A 19,796-nucleotide genomic window follows, 5' to 3' on the forward strand; every position below is an offset into this window, starting at 1 on the left:
TCGGTATGCTCTGCTGCCAGGTAAATTAAAATAGACTCGCATTAGATAAACAAAAGCGCAAAAGCGAGTGAACCGCTGATTGTATGGCGATAAATATTCATGAACTCATGAAAAAGAAAAAGGGGAAGCGTTGGCCTCCCCTTAACCTGGCACCTATTTCGCTGCTGCCACGATCGCTGATGCGTCGACTTTGTGTTTTTTGTATAGCTCAAGAGCTGTGTAAGAGCTTTGACCAAATTCACCGTGCACGCCCAGGGACTTCACTTTGAAATCCACTTGCGCCTGCAATAGAGCGTGGCAAAGCATTTGGCCGAATCCGCCGATGACTTGATGATCTTCAGCAGTCACCATACGTCCCCCGGTTTTTGCCAAAACAGATTTGAACGTCTCAACATCCACGTGATTTACGTTCACGCAGTTTACAACCACAGAACCGATGCCTTGAGCTTCCAAAGTTTTGGAAGCTTCCAAAGCTTGCGGCACCAAGGAACCCGTTGTTGCGATAGTTACGGATTTAGATTTACCTGCCGTCGTATCAGCCAGGATTTGCGCTTTTTTCAGATCATACTTCGCACCGGCGACATATGATTTCGGGAAGTTTTCACGACCCAGGAAGAAAACAGCACTGTTTGGTACTTTTCCAGCCTTGCGGTCTTTAGCAAAGTTTTCAATCACAGTGAACATCACCTGATCCGCTTCCTCGCTGCAAGACAACGAGTAAACATCCACGTGCGGGATAGAGGAAACCATCGCCATGTAGCTAAGAGCCTGATGTGAAGCTCCGTCAGCCGCATCCTGGAAACCTGTGTGAGAGAACACGCAGATCACTGGAGCCTCAGACAATGCACCCATTGTCAGTGGCAATGCGCCTTTTGTAACACCGAATTGCGCGAACGTGTCGACAACCGGGATGTAACCCAATTTAGACAAACCAGCCGCCGTGGAAACCATGTTGGATTCAGCAACACCCACGTCGAAAGAATCCCCTGGGAATTCTTTTCTGAAGCCCGCCACACCTGTGGAACCTGGAAGATCCGAAGTCACACTTAGAACAGGCAAGCCCGCTTTACGTGCGCGAATCATCGCCGAAGAAATTCCTGTTTGAATTTTCTCGCCCGTGTCTTTTACAGCATTGGCTTTGATGTCTGCTTCCCATTTGTTCAGCTCTTCAATCCAAGTGTTGTAAACCGCTGGCAACGCCTCGCCATTGTAAATTTCAGAAAGGAATGCTGGAAGTTCGGAAGGACTTTTCAAAGGGAAACCGTGACCACCGCTTGCTGATTCTGCCGTTTTCTTGGTGCCGATACCTTTTACTGTTTTTGCATGAATCGCCACAGGAACTTTTGGATTGGCTTTCGCTTTTTCCACTGCAGTTACGATAGCGTCGTAACATTTCTGCAGGTCATTGCCTTCAGGCAATGAAATCACATCCCAACCCATCGTTCTCAAAGCCGCAAATGTATGTGACATCGAGAAAGATTCATTATCAATACGGCCGGAAAGTTTCGTGTTGTTATCGCTGATAACCATCACGTAAGGACCCATTTTACCAGTTGCAGCCAGACCAGGGATCGCCGCGAAAGATTCACGCGCTTCACCCTCCATGCTTGCCCCGTCAGAGATCGCAGTGATCGTCACACGGTTTTTTCCAGAGATCGCCTCGCCCATCGCCAAACCTTGAGTTTGTGGGAACGCGGAACCCAATGGACCGTTGGAAACAAAAACACCTTCAGGAAAGCAGTGAACTTCACCGTGACCCGTCAATCCACTTTCGATTGAGCGGAATTTTTTAAGGCTGTTCAGATTCAAACCCGCCATTTGGTAGTTTGCTTTCAAAGCATACAAACCGTTTTCGCAGTGACCAGCATCATTAACGACGTGAAACAATTCGTACCAAGGCTTGTTCTCGCGTTGAGCAACGTCAAAAACATGTCCATGCATTGCCGACATCAACTCTGCAAACGCTGCAGGACCGCCGTAGTGGGAAGCTGCGCCACCCAGCACCGCATTCATGTCCATCAAGGACACAAGCGCGCGCGTCGAGCGAGGATCAGCTACAGGAATAGATCTGCCGTCCTTGCTTTTAACAAAGCTTTTGAATTGAGGTTCTTGAGTCGGGTTGCCAGCCAATTTTGATTTGATTTGAATAGGTTCAGTCATAGAATAATGTTCTACTTCCACAGCAGGGGAACTTCAAATGCAAAAGCTCTATGCACATAACATTCGCGATCTTTTAAAAGTGGAACTCCACCGCCATTTAGACTGCTCGGTGCGTTGGAGTACGCTGGTGGAACTGGCCCCGCGAGTGGGAATACCTTTGGCTCCCACTTCTCAAGGTCAAAAAGATCAGTTTTTAATCACAGAACCCATGAATGACTTAGGGAGTGTGCTTAAAAAGTTTCTTAATGCACAAAAGGTTTTGGCCAGCGAGGAAATACTGACCCGGATTGCTTACGAAGCTTGCGAAGACGCTTATAACGACGGCATCCGCCTTCTTGAACTGCGTTATGCGCCTACTTTCATTGCAGAGGGGCACTCGAATCTGACCTTTGACTCCATTCACCAGGCGCTGGTTAAGGGCGTTCAAATGGCGCAGAAAAACTTTGCCATTGCGGTGGGTTTGATTTGCATCGTGCAAAGAATAAAACCCTTTGCTGTTGCGGAAAAAGTTGTGGATTTCGCAATTGCCAACAAAGACACCTTTGTCGCACTGGATCTGGCTGACAACGAAGAGGGCTTTGATCCAAAAGTCTTTGCTCCCCTGTTTCAAAAAGCCAAAAAGGCCGGGCTGCACATCACGGTTCATTCCGGTGAAACACCAAATGACCTGGCAGCAATGTGGGTGAAAGATTCGGTCGAAATTTTGGGGGCGGAACGTATCGGTCATGGTATTCAAATCGTGCGCAACCCTGAGATTTTAAATTTCATCCGCGATCGCCGCATTCCGCTGGAGGTCTGCCCGATCAGTAATTATCTGACTCAGTCGTTTAAAACCTACGAAGACCACCCGATCCGTCAGCTTCTAAACGCCGGAGTTTTGGTTACAGTGAATTCAGACGATCCGGGCATTTTCGCAACAACCTTAAGTGATGACTATGAGGTTTTGCATCGAACTCATTCATTCGGGGTTGAAGACTTCAAACGCTGTAATCAAATCGCTTTTGAAGCAAGCTTTATTCCCGAGATCGAGAAAAACAAATTCAGGAAAGACTTCTTCTAATGAGCACCAACTGGCAGGAATTTTCAGAAGAATTGATGCACATGATGCGTGAAGATCAGGCGGTGCGAGAAGCCCTCGCCGCAACTGGCGAGTTATTTCAGGGCTACTCTCCGGTGATGGAGAAAGTTCACCTAAAACACGCCGAACATTTGAAAGAGCTGATTGATCTGCACGGATTTCCAACAATCGACAAAGTCGGAAATGACGCTGCCATCGCGGCAATGAGACTGATCCTGCATTCTATCAGCTGGCCCGAGTTCATGCGCGCCATGGAAGTCATTGCAACTGACTTACTTCCTTCCAATCAAATTCCCAAACAATATGTGGCTATGTTAATCGACCGCATTCGTTTTTATGAAGGCCGTAAGCAAGTCTATGGAACCAATTCAGATTGGGACGACAACGGAATTTTGCGAGTCACCGATGTCGAAGATCCCGACAATCTGAATTCCCGCCGGGCCGAAGTGGGACTTTCCCCGCTGGAAAGCCTGGTGCTAAGTCCCCTTGAAGAATTTCATCCCGCCGATCCCAAAAAGCGTCACGAAGAATTTGTGGCGTGGACTCATAAGGTCGGTTGGCGTACAGTTTAGACCTCTAGATACAAAGGAACCTACAAATGGAAAAACAAAATCTTCGCGAATTTTATCCCGCGATTGAACCGTATAATAAAGGCTTTTTAAAAGTTTCTGAGATTCACAATCTTTACTACGAAGAAGTTGGAAATCCTGCAGGCAAGCCCATCGTTTTCCTTCACGGCGGTCCCGGTGGTGGAGTTTCTCCTGATCACCGTCGTTTCTTTGATCCAAAAACTTATCGCATCATCCTTTTTGATCAGCGTGGCTCGGGCCAATCCACGCCTTGCGCGGAACTTCGCGAAAACACCACATGGGATTTGGTTTCCGATACAGAAAAAATTCGCGAACACCTTAAGATCGATAAATGGGTTGTGTTCGGCGGCAGCTGGGGTTCAACACTGGCTTTGACTTACGCAATCAAACATCCGGAACGTGTTAAATCTTTGGTTTTGCGTGGCATCTTTATGTGCCGTCCTTCAGAAATTAAATGGTTCTATCAAGAGGGCGCATCGCAAATCTTCCCGGATGTTTGGGACGAGTATCTAAAAGTAATTCCAGAAAACGAACGTCATGACATGGTGACTGCTTACTATAAACGCCTGACTCACGAAAATCGCGACGTGCGTTTGGAAGCCGCAAAAGCCTGGAGCAAGTGGGAAGCTGCAACGTCTCGCCTTTATATTGATGCACACGCGATCGAAGAATTCGATGACCCGGATTCCGCATTGAGTTTCGCGCGCATTGAGTGCCACTACTTCACGAACAACGCCTTCTTTGAAACGAACAACTGGATTCTGGAAAACGTAAATAAGATCCGCAACATTCCAGCTTGGATCGTTCAGGGTCGTTACGATGTGGTTTGCCCAGCGACTTCTGCTTGGGAACTTCATAAAGCCTGGCCTGAAGCCAAATTCCAAATTATTGCGGATTCCGGCCATGCCGCTGCAGAACCGGGCACCAGATCCGCTCTGATTGAAGCCACAGACGCTTGTAAATCGTTTTAAGCCTTGGGCAGGGTGAATTTTTTACATTCACCCTGCCAAGAAATTGTTTCCCTCCCCTAAATTGCGCCTTCCAAATTGCGGTTACTTCAGGTTATATAACTCAACGCATCAATCAAAAAGGTGCCTTTTCCTGGGGGAAAAATTTGGGGTTGCTACAGAATCCATTCTTGTATCTGGCTCTCGGTTGCACAATAAGTGCCTGCACTCCACTCGACGCTCCACTGATTTCACGAAACAAAAATGACTCTGCAATTATTGGTGGGAAAACCGTCACCGCAAAAGACCTCGTTGCAAAACACGTTGTCGGTCTTTTGATTGAAAACAAACACAATGGTGATCAGGAAATTTGCAGCGGTACTTTGTTAAAAGGAAATCTGATTCTTACGGCCGCCCACTGCGTGGCTGACTCTCAAAATGTCACCGTTACCGTCATCTTCGGCAATGTCATGACAGCTAGAAATATCACGACGGTCAGTCGCAAAGGATTGGCAACTGCTGTCACTGCCTGGTGGGGAAGTGAAACTCATCTTGATACTGATACCGGTGATATCGCTTTGGTTAAATTCGAGGGCACCGTTCCGAATGGCTATGCTCCAGTCACGAATTTGCTGACGAATGAAGATCTGTTCGACAATCAAAAAGTCATCATTGCGGGATTTGGTGCGAACCGAATCATCACTCAGCAAGTTGACGTAAACACTTATCCGGATTTAATCGGCGCAATTCAAAATGGCCAGGTGGTCTGCCAGGATTCAATGAAACTTGAAAACTGCATGGAAATCAAAATGGAAGGTACCGGCACACTTCGCCAGGGAACTTCACAAATTGTGGACAGCCGTTATTCCAGCTCTGAAATCGAAATCACATCTGACAGCGGTGCCACCTGCCACGGTGATTCCGGCGGTCCGGGATTTGTTTTAAAAAATGGCCAGCTGTATCTGTGGGGTGTTGCCAATCGTTCGGCAAATTCCAAAATCACCGACTGCAGTGTGAATTCCATTTACGCCAATGTTTCATTTTTCCGTGAGTGGTTAAATCTGGCTGCCGGAAAACTTCAAGAGCAAGTTGGAAAATAACAGCGATGAAAAAACTCGTGCTGTTACTAAGCTTAACTCTGCTGACGGCCTGCCAGCCGGAACACTCCCTAACTAAATCCGTCGTCGACGACACGGTCGAGGAAATTGCCGGAGGAACCAAAGTCACACGCTTTGATTCCCTGGGAAAACACATGGCCCACATTTTTGTGCCTGCCACAAAAACTGTCTGCACCGGAACAATCATCGCACCTAATCTGATTCTGACTGCTGCTCACTGTATTTCAAATCCCGGCTATCCTTTGGAAATTGGATTTGGTCTGGACTGGCACGACGGCAATATGGAAATCCGCGCCGGTCGCGCCGTCATTAAGCATTCTGGATTTGCGGGAGCACAAAGCAACTTTGATCGCGACGATATCGCATTGATTTCTTTTTCAGGCTCCCTGCCTGATGGTTTCAAACCTGCGCCACTGGTGAAAGACACGACTTACACCAAAGAAAATGGCACATTCACCGCGTTTGGCTATGGCAGCACCACAGGCATGGATGGTATCGGAAATTCCACAGGTCGCCTGCGTAAAGTTCCGATGACGATCTTCAGTGTTTTTTCGAATAAAAAAGTATTCGCTTCCAAGCACTTATCCGGCAAGGGCGTTTGCTTTGGTGATTCCGGCGGGGCTGCTTTCGTGAAAATCAAAGGCGTCTATCATCTGATGGGAGTAATCGGCGGAGTCTATTGGTCACAACGACCAAAAGATCAGTGTTCTGCCTATTCTTACTATCTGTCGATTCCGTATTACTTACCCTGGATCAGGGAAAAATCACTTCAGTTGAGATAAAATATTTTTGATAAGTTCAGAAATTTCGCGCGGACGATCGAACAACACGCGATGCGAAGAGTCCTGCGCGATCTCAATTTCAAGACCTGTTTCATGTTCCAACTCATGGGACATTGAAACAAACTTTTCGTCTTTTTCGCCGACCAGCCACAAAACTTTTTGCTTAAGCGCAGTTAAAAGATTGCGCATGTTTTGTTGTTCAGCCAGTGACCAGCGGGTCAGGGCTAAACTTAGGTTTTCACGGTTATAGTCTTTTTCCAGGCGCATCGGTTCACTGCCGCCACCAAACACCGGCTGCGCATTCCAGTTGCGCATCACCATGTCCCAGGGGGCTTTCAAAAACTCTTCCGCCCAATAGGAATCACTTAACCAGCGCTGTCTGCGCTGTTCAGAGCTTGGATCGAAATGTTTGTGATTGTCGTTAAAGCCGGGATTCGTGGAAATAAATAAAGCTTTGTGCCACTGCGTTGGATTTTGCGCCAAGGCCTGCAAAGCCAAACGGCCACCCAGGGAGTAACCGACTAAAATGTTTTTACCAGTGCCCTTGGTTTCATCGTGGGCCCAGTCGTTAAAATTCTCGGCCCATTTGTCGAAGCTGTGCACGGAAGTCAGCTCTTCGTCTTTGAAATAATCAGGAGTATAAATGCGTAAGTTTGTAACCGGCGGCAAGGAAGCCTTTACTGCTTCCCAATCTGAGGGTCTGCCCAAAAAACCGTGCAACAAAAACAGATTCACTCTTTCCAAATCGTTTCCAATTCCTTCCAAAACTGCTGGGTCTCATTCCAATCAGGGACCATCTCAATAATTTGCAGATTATCCAGTTCCAAACTCTTGGGAACAGTATGCCACTTTTGATACGACCAATTCCACATTTTTGCCCATGATTCGAAGGAAATTTCGTGTTTATTTACGAAAATCTCTTTCTTGAACATGCGTGAGAAGATTTGGCCCCCGCCATTATTGATGACAACTACTCGTAATTTTTGCGCTTCTAGCTGATTGGTCGCCCACAGCGAGGAAAGATCGTACATCGCCGTCAAATCCCCGACCAGACACCAGTTCGGTGTATCTGTATGAGCCCATCCCAGGAAGGTAGAGATCTGTCCGTCTATACCATTTGCTCCACGATTTGCGGCCACGCGAAGTGGCGCACTGTCAAGATCCGCACAAGAATCCCATTCACGAATCGGCAGTGAATTCCCCAAATAGACTGAATGTCCCTTCATGAATTTAGAGGCCGCATAGATCATGCCTTGCTCGGACTTTGGATACTTCTCCAGCAACACCTTCATTTGTTCGGTGCGGGAGTTATCTTCCGCCGCGATCTGCACGTTTTCACGATGTACTGATGAAAACTCAACCTGGCTTAAAAGATCCAGCGATGGACAGTGATCCACGGGACGACTTAATCCTGTGTAGTGATTAAAGGCCACCGAAAACACAGGCAGATCACGATAGCGATCTTCAAGATCACGCCACAAGCGCACTGTCGGCACTCCGCCAATTCGTAAAATAGAATCACATGCGCCGGACTTTAGCAGGCGATGGATCATTTGTTCGCCGGAACGGATTTGTAAATCTTTAAGATCCGGATGACCACGAAGACTTGAAATGCCTTCAGCATAAAGTGGTGCTTTGTATTGCTTTAAGAAATCCAGAACTGTCCCGTAAGCTTTCTCTGGCAGGATACCGACCAAAACCAGGGGCTTGCGGGTGTTTAGAAAATCTTCCAGTTGCTTCAACATTCCCATAGGAAGCTGGCCAGGAAGTTTGGTTCGTTCACTGGAAGCGGGAACTCTGATTTGCGGCACAGGCCCGTCAATCAACGGCTCTTCAAAACAAACATTCACGTGAATTGGTTTTTTCCAGGACAGGCTTTTGAAAGACAGATGCGAATTTTCCGCATCGATATCCAATGCTACTTCGTTGTAGTAAGAAAAAATCCCGACTTGCTCGATCGCCTGGGGAGCACCTGAACCGCGATAACGTTTTGGACGGTCTGCAGTCACCATAATCAATGGCAATGAAGAATACGTCCCCTCAACCGCTGCTGGCAAAAGTTCCGCCACGGCAGTTCCGGAGGTGGTGAAAATAGCAACGGGACGACGATACCCTGCGATGCGGCCCAAGGCAAAAAAAGCTGCCGAGCGCTCTTCAAAAAAGGAATACACTTTAAGATTTTTGTTTTCATCCAGAATGTGAACCAGAGGACTGTTGCGGGCACCGGCGCAGAGGATGAATTCACGGACTCCCGTATCCACCAGCTCCTGAATTACTTTTGCTGCCAATTCCATGTTCGTCATACTTTAAGCCCCAAAATCTTTCTTACCGACAGGCGCTTTTGAAAAAGCTCCCGCCACTCTCTGGAAAATTCACTGGCTGCAACCACGCCACAGCCGGATCCAATCATAGATTCGTTCTGATCCCACTGCAAATTGCGAATCGCAACCAGACACACAGCCACGTCAGCACCCAAAAAAGCGATCGGGCCGCCAAAGCCCCGACGCCCCTCTTGTCCTGGCAGCTCCTGCATCCATTTGTAACCGGCTGCTCTGGGAGCAACTCCCAAGGCCGGTGTCGGATGCAACTGCATCACCAGTTCACGAAAATCCGGTTTCACCTTGCAGTGAACCTGAAAATCAGTTTTCAGGTGATACAACATCGGCAATTCCAAAATCGTGGGTCCGTGACTTTGCACTTCTCCCCACTGATTTAAACGCTTTGTGATATCCTCAACCACGAAATGATGCTCTTGCATTTCCTTTTCATCAAGAAGCAAAGAGGCACGTTCCGCCTTTTCGCTTTTCGGGCAGGTTCCCGCCAAAGCCATTGTTTGCAGCAAACCATGATCATAATCAAACAACACTTCCGGCGTCGCCCCCAACACACCCTGTCCGTTCTGCCAAAAGCCAAAGACGTACAAAGTTTCCGGAGCCGACAGAAGATTCAGAATCATCTGCGCCCGCTCGCCTGCACTGACCGTTTGTTTTGAACGGGCAAACACCACCGGAACCGCTTTTTGAATCTGGTGATTGGAGATTCTTTTTTGGATTTCACTGAGGTCCGTTTGGAAATCGTTTTCGGAAGGCTCCTGCCACTCGGCCTTACTTAGGGGCCCATCGGGACGCGGGTTTTCGGACAATTGGTTTTCAAGGAGAGACTGTAATTCAGGGGTACTGAGAGTGAACTGAGCCGTTCCCCACCACAGGGGGTGCGAATCCTGCTCATAGAAATCAGGGCAAAATACTGATATCTCTGAACTATTGGGAGTTTTTACACGGCTAAAAGGGCCCTGAATTAGAGTCCATTGCCCCTTGTGCCGCAAGAGGGCCCCCGAGTCCAAAAAGTTTGTAATGCCTAGAGGCGATATGTTATGTTTCCGATCCACAGTGAGAGTTCGTAATATGGAAATCCAAACTATGCAAACAAGTCCCTCAACCCAAATCGTCAATGTTGGCGGGTTTAATATTGGGGGTCCCGAATTCACGGTCATCGCCGGTCCGTGCTCTATCGAAAGCCACGCTCAATTTCTAGAAACAGCTTCTGGTGTTAAGGCTTCTGGCGCGCACTTGCTTCGCGGCGGAATCTGGAAAATGCGCACGTCCCCAACAGCCTTCCAGGGTTTGGGAAATTCATCTTTCGACATCGTGAAAGACGTTTGCAAACAGCTCAACATGAGCTTGATCTCCGAAGTCACTGACATCCGTCAAATCGAAGAAGTTTATGACCTTGTGGAGTGCTTCCAAGTAGGTTCTCGCTCTATGCAGAACTACGAACTTTTGAAAGAGTTGGGACGTCAAAAGAAGCCGGTTCTTTTAAAACGTGGTCTGGCTGCTTACATCGAAGAATGGGTTAAAGCCTCTGAATACGTGATCAAAGCGGGTAACAACAATGTGATCCTTTGTGAACGTGGTATCCGTACTTTCGAAACAGCGACTCGCAACACTTTGGATTTGAACGCTGTGGCGTTTGCCAAGAAAAACACAAACCTTCCAGTTATCGTGGATCCTTCTCATGCAGTGGGTATTCGCGCGTTGGTTCCGGATTTGGCTTACGCAGCTGCGGCTGTGGGCGCTGACGGTATCATCGTGGAAGTTCATCCTCGTCCAGCAGAAGCACTTTCTGATGGTATGCAAGCCCTGACTTTGCAGGACTTCGAAATGATGATGAGAAAACTTGAAAGAATCCTGGTCGCTATCGACCGTCCTCTTCACAAGGTGACAGCACATGCACACTGAGAATCAAAAACACTCTCCAAATCCTGAAATCATTCGCAGCATGTTCTCTAAAGTGGCTGCAAACTATGACAAAGGAAACAATGTGCTTTCCATGGGTGTTCACCACTTGTGGAGAAAAAAACTGGTTAAATTTTCCGGCGCAAAACTGGGCGACAGAGTTTTGGATTGCGCAACAGGAACTGGCGACCTGGCTATCGAATTCAAACAAACTGTGGGCTCTGCAGGACAGGTAACAGGCACAGATTTCTGTGCTGAGATGCTGATCCCGGCACCAGGCAAAGCTGCGAACCGTGGCCTTGATATCAAGTTTGAACAGGCTGACGTAACTCAGCTTAATTACGCTGATAATTCCTTTGATATCTCTTCGATCTCTTTTGGTATTCGCAACGTTGGCAATCCGGTAAAAGGTTTGGCTGAAATGGCGCGTGTTACCAGATCTGGTGGTCAGGTGATGATCCTGGAGTTCGGCCAAGTGAACATCCCGGTGTTCGGGGCTCTTTACAACTTCTACTCTCAAAACATCCTTCCTAAAATCGGCGGCTTGGTGACAGGTCAAAAAGATGCTTACGAGTATCTGCAAAAATCTTCTGCTGCATTCCCATGCCGCGATGAATTTGTTGCGATGATGAATGAGACAGGTGCTTTCTCTAAATGCGAATACATGACTCTTACGGGCGGTATCGCGTACATCTACAAAGGCACTGTTAAATAAGTGACAAAATAAGCCGGTTAAGTAGTCCTTCACGCATCACATAAAAACCAGTACCAAAAGGCGTTTCCCCGGGAACGCCTTTTTTATTTTGTTTTCAATAGACAGTAAAATTTGACTCTGACTCCAGTTAGATAAAAAGTAGTCCCACTTTAAAAGGAGTCCGAGATGAAATGGATTATCGCCGCTTTAATGTTTACTGGTTCCGTATCTCTTGCGAGTGAGATTTGCCCCTCTGCTGAAGACTATCAGGCTGAGGGTTGGGTTGTTCATAACTCTGCTGAATTTGCTAAATTGGAAAAAGCTTTCGATGCCATGCTGGCACAAGGCCAAAAAGAAGGTCACATCGTGAATGATCTAAGCGGTCACATGGTCGTGGGCGATCTTGATAATAAAGAAATCATGCTGGCTGTAAAATCCTATGAAGACCTGCGCACTCCCGACATGGTGATGTACGGTGATCACGCGACTTACACTCATATGGAAACACAGGAGCGTGTTGAGATCCGCTGGTTCAACGGTAAGAAGAATCTTGTGATCAATCCTAAGTACATCAAATGCATCACGGGACAACCGCCGATTGCTGAAAACGCGATTCTGTAATTTTAAAAACTGAATAGGCGAAAATAAAAAAGGCTGAGTTTCAACTCAGCCTTTTTTTATTCAGAACACTGAATGTTTAGGTAAGAGGGGAAATCCAGTTCATTGAATCCGGAATTGTTCCCTGCTGAATTCCAGTGATTTCGTTGTAAAGCTCTGAACTCAAAGGACCGGTTTCGTTGTTATTAATCGTCCAGTCTTTCTCGTTGTAGTGAATCACGCCGATCGGAGAGATCACTGCCGCTGTTCCGGTACCGAAGGCTTCTTTCAGCTCCCCTTTTGCAAGGCGTTCGATCACTTCTACGATGGTGATACGTCTTTCAACGATTGGAAGATTTTTCTTTTTCAAAACCTGGATGATAGCATCACGAGTTCCGCCGGAAAGGATACTGCCGTTCAACGCGGGAGTTACGATTTCATTATTGAATACGAAGAAGGCGTTCATTGTTCCCACTTCTTCAATACCCAAACGTTCCACGTCCAACCACAACACCTGTGCGTAGCCCTTTTGTTTCGCCTCTAAAGCGGCTTTCAGGCTGGAAGCATAGTTCGCCCCTGCTTTCACAGAACCCAGGCCACCTGGAGCTGCGCGAAGGTATCTTTCCTCTGTCCAGATTTTTACGGGCTTAGCGCCCTCTGCATAATAAGAACCCACTGGCGAAAGCAAGATGAAGAATGTTGTTTCCTTGGATGGTCTAACACCCAGGAACGCTTCCGTTCCGATCAGTGTAGGACGGATATAAAGAGAAGTCCCTTTTTGGTGAGGAATCCAGCGCTCGTCCACTTTTGTCAGCTCATGCAGACCCTGCATGAAAAGTTCCATGGGAGGAGCTTCCAGACACATACGTTCTGCGCCCTCTGCCAAACGGGTGTAATTGAACTCAGGACGGAAGAAAACCACACGGCCGTCGTTTTGACGGAAGGCTTTCATTCCTTCAAACAACGCCTGACCATAATGCAAAACGGAAGCTCCCGGATCCACGGAAAGAGGACCATAAGGCACGATCGAAGCCTCATACCATCCCTTACCTTCTGCATACTTCGCCACAAACATGTGATCGGTGAAGTATTGACCAAAACCAAGTTGATCAGACGGTGGAAGAGACTTCGGGGACTTAACTAGCGTAGTAGAAATATTTGTCATGAAAAAGTGGTACCTAATTTCACTCCACGGGTCAAACTGCACTGTCCTTGATTGCCGGTTTCGGCAGTTTTTTCTATGCGAGCATCACTAAGAAATAGACGCCAGGTCCCACTAATGGAGCCATCCCGCCCAGTTGGTCCAACTGACGATGATTCAAACCCACATTTTGAGAATCTTTTGTTTCTGTTTGAGGTTCTGGAGGTTTTGGCGGAGGAATTTTTGGCTGTTCCCGGGTTGGGCAACCCGAGATAAAAAGCGCCATAAAAAGAAGGAGAAGATAACGCCGTTTCATGGCTTTATTCTCCTCCCACTAAATAAGAATTTGTACTTAATTAGACCTGTAATTTGCTAGCCCCGAGGGGCTTGCTCACTTTTAATAATGCCAAGGGAATTTAGAGAAGTCGCGTTCCCGTTTCTCGACGAAAGCTCCGCGGCCTTCGACTGCTTCTTCAGTACCGTAAGCCAGTCTGGTCGCCTCGCCTGCAAATAATTGCTGCCCCACCAGACCATCATCGATCATGTTAAAGCCGAATTTCAACATGCGCATGGCAGTTGGACTTTTCGTATTCATTTCCGCAGCCCACTCCAAAGCAACTTTTTCAAGGTCCTTATGAGGAATAACCGCATTGACCATTCCCATCTCGAACGCCTCTTGTGCAGAGTAATTGCGACCCAGGAAGAAAATTTCACGGGCACGTTTTTGTCCCACCATGCGCGCAAGATATGCAGAACCGTAACCGCTGTCGAAACTTGCAACGTCAGGATCTGTTTGCTTAAAGATCGCGTGTTCCTTGCTGGCCAAAGTCAGATCACAGACCACATGAAGTGAATGCCCGCCACCCACGGCCCAACCAGGAACCACGGCGACCACGATTTTCGGCATAAAGCGAATCAAGCGTTGAACTTCCAGGATGTGCAAGCGACCCAGGCGAGCAAGATCTGCTTTACCAGCAGCTTCTTTGTCTTCGTATTTGTAGCCGTCTTTGCCGCGAATGCGCTGGTCACCACCAGAACAGAATGCCCAACCGGCATCTTTCGGTGAAGGACCGTTACCTGTAATCAAAACAACACCCACGTCAGGAGTTACGCGTGCGTGCTCAAGTGCGATGTAAAGTTCATCGACCGTTTGCGGGCGGAAAGCGTTGCGCACTTCAGGACGGTTGAAAGCAATGCGAACCGTGCCCTGATCTTTCGCGCGATGATAAGTAATATCTTTAAAATTAAAACCAGGAACTTCCGTCCACCATTCCGGTGTGAAAATATCAGAAACCATAACTCTCCCAAAAGGTACGCCGTACCTTTTGGGGTGCGGTGCGTTTTTATAATTTATCTGTTTTAGCCCACAGGTAATGGTCTGCCAATACCAGCCATGTCATGGCCTCCAGGACTGGGATTGCGCGGGTGACGATGCAGGGATCGTGACGGCCCTTCTTTGCCACGTCCAAAATAGAGCTGGTGGGTTTGAAGGAAACTCTAAGCAAGATATCCTCGCCTGTCGAAATACCGCCACGGATTCCACCGTACACGTCTTGGCCGCCTTGATGAAATTCCGTCCCCGGAACTTGTGCGGAATCAAAACCCAAACCCAGTTCAAACCCGTTTGCAGCACCTACACTCATGAAGGCCATGGCCAGATCTGACTTTAATTTATGAAATACCGGCTGCCCCAGGGACGACGGCGGAGCTTGAATCAAAATCTCTGCGATCCCACCGAAGCTGTCCCCGCTTTCCTGAGCTTTCTTTAAAAGATCCGCTACCTGCTGGTCGTCTTTGGATGGAAATCTTGCCTGAAAGGAATCGACATCCACGTTCTTAACATTTTTGCGATCTGCATCGGGAAGAGCGATAGGGCCGATTTGCGAAGCGTAGCCGATCACTTTTGTGCGGGAGCTGACTTCATTCATCATCATTTTTGCGACCGCACCGGCCATAACGCGGGAAACTGTTTCTCGTCCCGAGGAACGACCGCCACCGCGATGATCACTGTGACCGAACTTGTTCTTCCACATATCATCTGCGTGTCCAGCGCGCGGGGCTTTTTGAATCTTTTCGTAATCCTGAGAACGCGCGTCCTGATTGCGCACGATGATCGCAATCGGAGTGCCTAAAGTTTTTCCGTCAAAGACGCCGCTAAGAATTTCTGCCTGATCCGTTTCCTGGCGGCCCGAGACGATTTGCCCTGAACCATGATGACCAGGTCTGCGTCTTTCAAGTTCTTTGGTTAAAACAGCCGAATCAAAATGAACACCGGCAGGACAGCCATCAATCAGCACACCCAGTGCCGTGCCATGACTTTCACCAAATGACGTCATCGTGAAACGAGAACCGAATTGATTTGCTGAACTCATGATTTTTCCTCGCACTGTTTCCAGAACATTCGTTGTTGTTGGGCTTGCGCCACAAACATTTTCAGACCCGATTCATAATTGGCGCGGGCCTGCTGGGCGTACTCGCGCCCGACAGAGTCTTCTTTATAATTTAAATCAAAAATCATTGCAGGCTTCCAGTCCGCCGGCGGCATGTAAGTATCCTCCATACGAGGAGCCGCCCAGATTACCACCTTCGGAGACACTCCTTCAGCAGACTCTGAACCTTCGCGCAAGTCGCCGGTTCTTGCAGAATAGTAGCTTGCATGAGGCAGAACTTTTTCGATCATCGATAAGGTTCCACCACCACCCCATACGGCGATTTCTTTTTGCAGTGGTGCAAGCATTCCGACACCTTCGATCAATTCCACGAAACCCGCTTCGTCGGTAGAGGTGCCCAACCATTTCGAAGTTTTCTTATCAAAGTACAAAGTATTCACGGCTGGCAGAGTCGGGTGAAAACACCAGCGTGCTGCTCGTTCTTTATGAGGTGAAGTCACTGCCGCATATTGCAAACCCAGCTCCTGGAGAACTGGCATGGCAACATCCCATTCCTCGCGAGGTATACGAATAGCAAAAACCGGAAGATGCCGGGAAGCAAAAAAGTCAGAATGCTCTACCGGAGTAAAGCTGTGCGCGACGGGATCACCCAGGACCGCGGCAAAATTTCTGACCTGGGATTCCGTGCTCATCCAATGAAACAAGCTGGGCTGATCACCGGCACTGCCCTGACCTTCGCGCCAGAAGTTGATGAGCTGTCGCCCTTTTTGCAAAAGGCGATACCAGCCCCAACGACCATCATTAGATCGGGGTAAGAAGCTGCGATTGGAAGGTTGTTCCTGCTGCCATTTATGCAGGCGTAAAAGATCTGTGTAACTTTCGATCGCCGGTGCGAATTTTAAATGACCGACTTCGTTTTCAAGCTTTTGTAAATCGAAAAGGTGAACGCTTTCGTGTGCTGAAACAATGATCTTCTCTTTTGGAATCCGCTCTAAAACTTCAGCGGGTACGCCTAACTCCAAAGGCCAGTCGATCCAGGAAGCGTTCTGTAAGATGAATTGAGCGTTTTCAGAATTCCACCATTCGCCCCGATCTTTTGCCATGCGGAAAGAGAAAATGAATTTCTCGCCTGGCATCTCCTGGATAAAATGCAGAATATGTTCTTCACTTAAATAATCATCGCGCAATTCGAAGTAGTCGACACCGCGGCCAGCATAGCGCTTTTTAAAAAGTTCCAAGCGGTGCGGTTTTTTAAATACGGACGGCTCAATCGTCATCCCACCGGAAATGTTTTGCAGCTGACCGGAAAGAATCTGTCTTTCCAAACCCAGAACCTGATGGTGATGCTCAAAAATCCCCTCGGGCATCAAATACACTTCGTCAGCCACTTCCTGATAGCGCACTTCGCGGGGACTGGCACGCTTGATGTACTCCTGCAACGGAGACATGTCAGGATCCAGGCGCGGACGATTCAAAAAAATCCGTCCATCCAAATCCGTCTGCCTCTTTACCCACAGGACTTTCACCTCCTGCGCGGGCCTGTCCGCCGAAGCTTCAGCGTAGGAGGAAATGATGGTGACATCGAAACCCGCACCCAAAACCAAAAAAATATCGCGATAAGGTTTTTGCAAAACCTCCAGAAATATCTGTCGTTCCATATCACGGAAATAAGCTTCTCCGTGCTCCAGAAACAACTCACGAATGGTTTTGCCAATGCGTTTTTCGATCTCATCATCAAGATCCAGATAGGCGACATCGGGACTTTGCAAGGTTAGCTGCATGCGTTTGAGCAATTCAGTTTTACCCGTGCCACGATGCCCGATTATCAGTGTGATCATGGTTTAATTCCAATCATGCCCCAGAATTCTGGAAAGCTTTTATTGATTGCTTCGGGATGTTCGATCTGAATTCCCTGCCCCATCAGCTTCATCAAAACAGCTGCCATTACCATGCGATGATCTTCGTCAGGATTAAAGACGATATTCTTTTTTAAAGCCTGCTTGGGATTACCATGAATGATCATGCCATCCTCAAGAACTTCATGCTGAATACCCAACAGATTGAAAAGGTCCGCAACCTTGGCTATGCGATTGGATTCTTTCGCAACCAAGTGAGGCGCGCCAAACAACTTGGAAGTCCCTTCGGCAAAGCTGCAAACCACGGCCAGAGCCGGAAACAGATCAGGGCACTGGAACAAGTTCCAATCCACAGCCTTTAGTTTCGCAGGCTTTTTCACTGTTAGCGTCTTGCCGTCGCGCTCTACCATGGCGCCCATTTTTTTAAAGATCTCGACAAAGACTTTATCGGGCTGCTCAGTGTGTTCCGGAAAATTTTCGATGATGGAGGTTCCCGCAAGAACTCCGGCAGAGGCCATGGTGAACATGGAACTCATGTCCGCTTCCACTTCGTAAGACAGCTTTTCCAGGCGCTGCCCCATGGGAACCAAAAAGCCCGTGGCCGATTGTTTAATTCTTAAACCCATGCCCTTCAGCATCTCGAGGGTCAATAGGAAGTAACTTTCAGAAACTTTGCTGCCCACCAGCTGGAATTCCAAATCAAAATCCAACAACCATGAATTCAAAATCAGGGCCGAGGCATATTGCGATGACTCTGACGTATCGACTTTCACCACATGATTCTTAAATTTCTTCCAGCCTTCGCTGACGATATGCATTTCGTTCTTTTTGATTTGCGCCTGGACACCAAGCTCCTTCAGCAAATCGATCAGTCCCTGCTGTGGACGGGACATCAATCTTGAAGAACCTTTAAGAACATGCACACCCCGCACGCGCGAAGCTCGTAATGCCATAAATCGAAAAGTCGTTCCGCCCTCACCACAATCTATGCGGCTGCGCTCTTTAATTCCTTTAAGACCTTCGCGCATAAAGCGCACGTCATCACAACCGGCAAAGCCATGTAGATCCAGAACCGGAAAATAGCTTTGCACGATCAATGCACGATTGAAGACAGATTTAGAACTGGGAATGCTGCCTTGAAAAAGGAACTCAGCCATGGAGCTCCTCTTCACGCTGGCGGCACAATTCAATCAGCAGATCGTCCACCGAAACTTCCTTGATGACCGTCTTACCGGGTTTTGCCACAAATACGAAGCGCAATGTCGCGGCTTTGGTTTTCTTTTTATCGTTTAATAGCAGGCGACGATATTCATTCAGGTCACTGCTTTTCACGGAAATCAAATCGTCTCTTAAAGGTGACAACAGAAATCCCATCACGGGCTCATTGTAAATGCGATTCAGTTCCGCTGGTTTCATGATTTTCATTTGCACACTGAAACGCAAAGCAAAGTCTAAACCATAGTTAATCGCAATCCCATGAGGCAGCTCATAATAGCTTTCCAGAACATGTCCCACAGTATGCCCCAGGTTCAAAACATGGCGGATGCCTTTTTTCTCGTGAGGATCTTTGGCGACCACTTTGTATTTAGCTTGAACAGCGGCTTGCAAGTGCTTCCACAGAACTTTCGAGTTCACCTGTTTTTCTTTAGCCAAATCCGCCCAAAGTTTTCCACCCTGAATCAATGCAATTTTGACTAATTCGCCAAAACCTTCAAAGGCACGGGCCTCTGGCTGAGCCATCAAAACCGAACGCACCATCAAAATCTGATCTGCAGGATGGAACGTACCGATCTGATTTTTTGCTCCACCCACATTCAATGCCGTCTTGCCACCATGGGCGGAATCGATAGCTGCAAGCCACGTGCTGGGAATATGAATCAGGCGCACGCCGCGCTTTAACACACTTGCCACAAACCCGCCAAAATCCCCGACACTGCCACCGCCCACAACGACCACAGTTAACTTCTTAACAGAAGTCTGTTCTGTCAGCTTGGTGATCGCTTTGATATGACCAGGGAACTTTTCAATGTCTTTCAGATGCTCGCCAGCTTTCACCGCATATTTTAATGCGATGGACTGAGACCATTTTTTAAAGACCGGGGATTTTTGCGCCAGAATCTGATCGTAGATCAGCAGCAGTTCCTCCCCCAGCTTTTTTGCCGGAGGAAGTTCATTTGTAAAAACAAGAGTGCTAAGTGCGTTCATCTA

General features: G+C 47.9%; 19 protein-coding genes. 8 read left to right on the forward strand and 11 right to left on the reverse strand.

What is annotated here, in order from left to right:
* Positions 1-153: 153 nt before the first annotated feature.
* On the reverse strand, positions 154-2,160 hold the full coding sequence (locus ACLWNV_RS16105) for a transketolase C-terminal domain-containing protein (RefSeq protein WP_413585463.1): 2,007 nt from the start codon (positions 2,158-2,160) through the stop codon (positions 154-156).
* Between the two features lie 37 nt (positions 2,161-2,197).
* Between ACLWNV_RS16105 and add the strand changes: the two genes are divergently transcribed.
* The 5 genes from add (at position 2,198) to ACLWNV_RS16130 (ending at position 6,675) form a co-directional block, all read left to right on the forward strand.
* Entirely contained in the window at positions 2,198-3,220 is a 1,023-nt protein-coding gene (gene add / locus ACLWNV_RS16110; protein ID WP_413585464.1) for an adenosine deaminase, read from the forward strand.
* Complete coding sequence (locus tag ACLWNV_RS16115; protein ID WP_413585465.1) at positions 3,220-3,810, forward strand: DUF6624 domain-containing protein; 591 nt, start codon at positions 3,220-3,222, stop codon at positions 3,808-3,810. Before add ends, ACLWNV_RS16115 begins: the two co-directional genes overlap by 1 nt.
* A 26-nt stretch (positions 3,811-3,836) precedes the next feature.
* On the forward strand, positions 3,837-4,799 hold the full coding sequence (gene pip / locus ACLWNV_RS16120) for a prolyl aminopeptidase (RefSeq protein WP_413585466.1): 963 nt from the start codon (positions 3,837-3,839) through the stop codon (positions 4,797-4,799).
* Positions 4,800-4,942: 143 nt separating this feature from the next.
* Positions 4,943-5,875, forward strand: a complete 933-nt coding sequence (locus ACLWNV_RS16125) for a S1 family peptidase (protein WP_413585467.1) — start codon at positions 4,943-4,945, stop codon at positions 5,873-5,875.
* Between the two features lie 5 nt (positions 5,876-5,880).
* Positions 5,881-6,675: a S1 family peptidase gene (locus ACLWNV_RS16130; RefSeq protein WP_413585468.1), complete on the forward strand. Its 795-nt coding sequence runs from the start codon at positions 5,881-5,883 to the stop codon at positions 6,673-6,675.
* Here the strand turns inward: ACLWNV_RS16130 and ACLWNV_RS16135 are convergent.
* The 3 genes from ACLWNV_RS16135 to ACLWNV_RS16145 are packed head-to-tail and all read right to left on the reverse strand — an operon-like array spanning position 6,658 to position 9,817.
* Positions 6,658-7,410, reverse strand: a complete 753-nt coding sequence (locus ACLWNV_RS16135) for an alpha/beta fold hydrolase (RefSeq protein ID WP_413587646.1) — start codon at positions 7,408-7,410, stop codon at positions 6,658-6,660. The genes ACLWNV_RS16130 and ACLWNV_RS16135 overlap by 18 nt on opposite strands.
* Complete coding sequence (gene menD, locus ACLWNV_RS16140; protein ID WP_413585469.1) at positions 7,407-8,978, reverse strand: 2-succinyl-5-enolpyruvyl-6-hydroxy-3-cyclohexene-1-carboxylic-acid synthase; 1,572 nt, start codon at positions 8,976-8,978, stop codon at positions 7,407-7,409. Before menD ends, ACLWNV_RS16135 begins: the two co-directional genes overlap by 4 nt.
* On the reverse strand, positions 8,975-9,817 hold the full coding sequence (locus ACLWNV_RS16145) for a chorismate-binding protein (RefSeq protein WP_413585470.1): 843 nt from the start codon (positions 9,815-9,817) through the stop codon (positions 8,975-8,977). The genes menD and ACLWNV_RS16145 overlap by 4 nt, the downstream gene beginning before the upstream one ends.
* 262 nt (positions 9,818-10,079) lie before the next feature.
* On the opposite strand from ACLWNV_RS16145, the gene aroF reads away from it, so the two are divergent.
* From aroF to ACLWNV_RS16160, 3 genes are all read left to right on the forward strand, one after another.
* Positions 10,080-10,913: a 3-deoxy-7-phosphoheptulonate synthase gene (aroF, locus tag ACLWNV_RS16150; protein ID WP_413585471.1), complete on the forward strand. Its 834-nt coding sequence runs from the start codon at positions 10,080-10,082 to the stop codon at positions 10,911-10,913.
* Positions 10,903-11,625, forward strand: coding sequence for a bifunctional demethylmenaquinone methyltransferase/2-methoxy-6-polyprenyl-1,4-benzoquinol methylase UbiE (gene ubiE / locus ACLWNV_RS16155; protein ID WP_413585472.1), 723 nt, complete (start codon positions 10,903-10,905; stop codon positions 11,623-11,625). Before aroF ends, ubiE begins: the two co-directional genes overlap by 11 nt.
* Before the next feature lie 165 nt (positions 11,626-11,790).
* Complete coding sequence (locus ACLWNV_RS16160; protein WP_413585473.1) at positions 11,791-12,225, forward strand: hypothetical protein; 435 nt, start codon at positions 11,791-11,793, stop codon at positions 12,223-12,225.
* Between the two features lie 76 nt (positions 12,226-12,301).
* On the opposite strand, the gene ACLWNV_RS16165 is transcribed toward ACLWNV_RS16160, so the two are convergent.
* The 7 genes from ACLWNV_RS16165 to ACLWNV_RS16195 all read right to left on the reverse strand — a co-directional run bounded on the left by ACLWNV_RS16165 (position 12,302) and on the right by ACLWNV_RS16195 (position 19,793).
* On the reverse strand, positions 12,302-13,366 hold the full coding sequence (locus ACLWNV_RS16165; RefSeq protein ID WP_413585474.1) for a branched-chain amino acid aminotransferase: 1,065 nt from the start codon (positions 13,364-13,366) through the stop codon (positions 12,302-12,304).
* Between the two features lie 73 nt (positions 13,367-13,439).
* Complete coding sequence (locus tag ACLWNV_RS16170; RefSeq protein WP_413585475.1) at positions 13,440-13,658, reverse strand: hypothetical protein; 219 nt, start codon at positions 13,656-13,658, stop codon at positions 13,440-13,442.
* Between the two features lie 81 nt (positions 13,659-13,739).
* Positions 13,740-14,639, reverse strand: a complete 900-nt coding sequence (locus tag ACLWNV_RS16175) for a 1,4-dihydroxy-2-naphthoyl-CoA synthase (RefSeq protein WP_413585476.1) — start codon at positions 14,637-14,639, stop codon at positions 13,740-13,742.
* Between the two features lie 46 nt (positions 14,640-14,685).
* A complete protein-coding gene (gene aroC / locus ACLWNV_RS16180; protein ID WP_413585477.1) occupies positions 14,686-15,714 on the reverse strand; it encodes a chorismate synthase in 1,029 nt (342 codons plus the stop codon).
* Positions 15,711-17,570, reverse strand: coding sequence for a shikimate kinase (locus ACLWNV_RS16185; RefSeq protein ID WP_413585478.1), 1,860 nt, complete (start codon positions 17,568-17,570; stop codon positions 15,711-15,713). The genes aroC and ACLWNV_RS16185 overlap by 4 nt, the downstream gene beginning before the upstream one ends.
* The gene (locus ACLWNV_RS16190; protein WP_413585479.1) at positions 17,567-18,745 is read right to left on the reverse strand and encodes a 3-phosphoshikimate 1-carboxyvinyltransferase; all 1,179 of its coding nucleotides are present in this window, start codon (positions 18,743-18,745) and stop codon (positions 17,567-17,569) included. The genes ACLWNV_RS16185 and ACLWNV_RS16190 overlap by 4 nt, the downstream gene beginning before the upstream one ends.
* Entirely contained in the window at positions 18,738-19,793 is a 1,056-nt protein-coding gene (locus tag ACLWNV_RS16195) for a hypothetical protein (protein ID WP_413585480.1), read from the reverse strand. Before ACLWNV_RS16195 ends, ACLWNV_RS16190 begins: the two co-directional genes overlap by 8 nt.
* Between the last annotated feature and the right edge of the window lie 3 nt (positions 19,794-19,796).

Source organism: Bdellovibrio sp. HCB274, assembly GCF_047306075.1.
Classification (GTDB): Bacteria; Bdellovibrionota; Bdellovibrionia; order Bdellovibrionales; family Bdellovibrionaceae; genus Bdellovibrio.

What these genes read in the sequence shown, in the direction of transcription:
- ACLWNV_RS16105 (WP_413585463.1), bottom strand. Translation starts at nt 2,160, where the DNA reads ATGACTGAACCTATTCAAATCAAATCAAAATTGGCTGGCAACCCGACT.
- add (WP_413585464.1), top strand. Translation starts at nt 2,198, where the DNA reads ATGCAAAAGCTCTATGCACATAACATTCGCGATCTTTTAAAAGTGGAA.
- ACLWNV_RS16115 (WP_413585465.1), top strand. Translation starts at nt 3,220, where the DNA reads ATGAGCACCAACTGGCAGGAATTTTCAGAAGAATTGATGCACATGATG.
- pip (WP_413585466.1), top strand. Translation starts at nt 3,837, where the DNA reads ATGGAAAAACAAAATCTTCGCGAATTTTATCCCGCGATTGAACCGTAT.
- ACLWNV_RS16130 (WP_413585468.1), top strand. Translation starts at nt 5,881, where the DNA reads ATGAAAAAACTCGTGCTGTTACTAAGCTTAACTCTGCTGACGGCCTGC.
- menD (WP_413585469.1), bottom strand. Translation starts at nt 8,978, where the DNA reads ATGACGAACATGGAATTGGCAGCAAAAGTAATTCAGGAGCTGGTGGAT.
- aroF (WP_413585471.1), top strand. Translation starts at nt 10,080, where the DNA reads ATGGAAATCCAAACTATGCAAACAAGTCCCTCAACCCAAATCGTCAAT.
- ubiE (WP_413585472.1), top strand. Translation starts at nt 10,903, where the DNA reads ATGCACACTGAGAATCAAAAACACTCTCCAAATCCTGAAATCATTCGC.
- ACLWNV_RS16160 (WP_413585473.1), top strand. Translation starts at nt 11,791, where the DNA reads ATGAAATGGATTATCGCCGCTTTAATGTTTACTGGTTCCGTATCTCTT.
- ACLWNV_RS16165 (WP_413585474.1), bottom strand. Translation starts at nt 13,366, where the DNA reads ATGACAAATATTTCTACTACGCTAGTTAAGTCCCCGAAGTCTCTTCCA.
- ACLWNV_RS16170 (WP_413585475.1), bottom strand. Translation starts at nt 13,658, where the DNA reads ATGAAACGGCGTTATCTTCTCCTTCTTTTTATGGCGCTTTTTATCTCG.
- ACLWNV_RS16175 (WP_413585476.1), bottom strand. Translation starts at nt 14,639, where the DNA reads ATGGTTTCTGATATTTTCACACCGGAATGGTGGACGGAAGTTCCTGGT.
- aroC (WP_413585477.1), bottom strand. Translation starts at nt 15,714, where the DNA reads ATGAGTTCAGCAAATCAATTCGGTTCTCGTTTCACGATGACGTCATTT.
- ACLWNV_RS16185 (WP_413585478.1), bottom strand. Translation starts at nt 17,570, where the DNA reads ATGATCACACTGATAATCGGGCATCGTGGCACGGGTAAAACTGAATTG.
- ACLWNV_RS16190 (WP_413585479.1), bottom strand. Translation starts at nt 18,745, where the DNA reads ATGGCTGAGTTCCTTTTTCAAGGCAGCATTCCCAGTTCTAAATCTGTC.
- ACLWNV_RS16195 (WP_413585480.1), bottom strand. Translation starts at nt 19,793, where the DNA reads ATGAACGCACTTAGCACTCTTGTTTTTACAAATGAACTTCCTCCGGCA.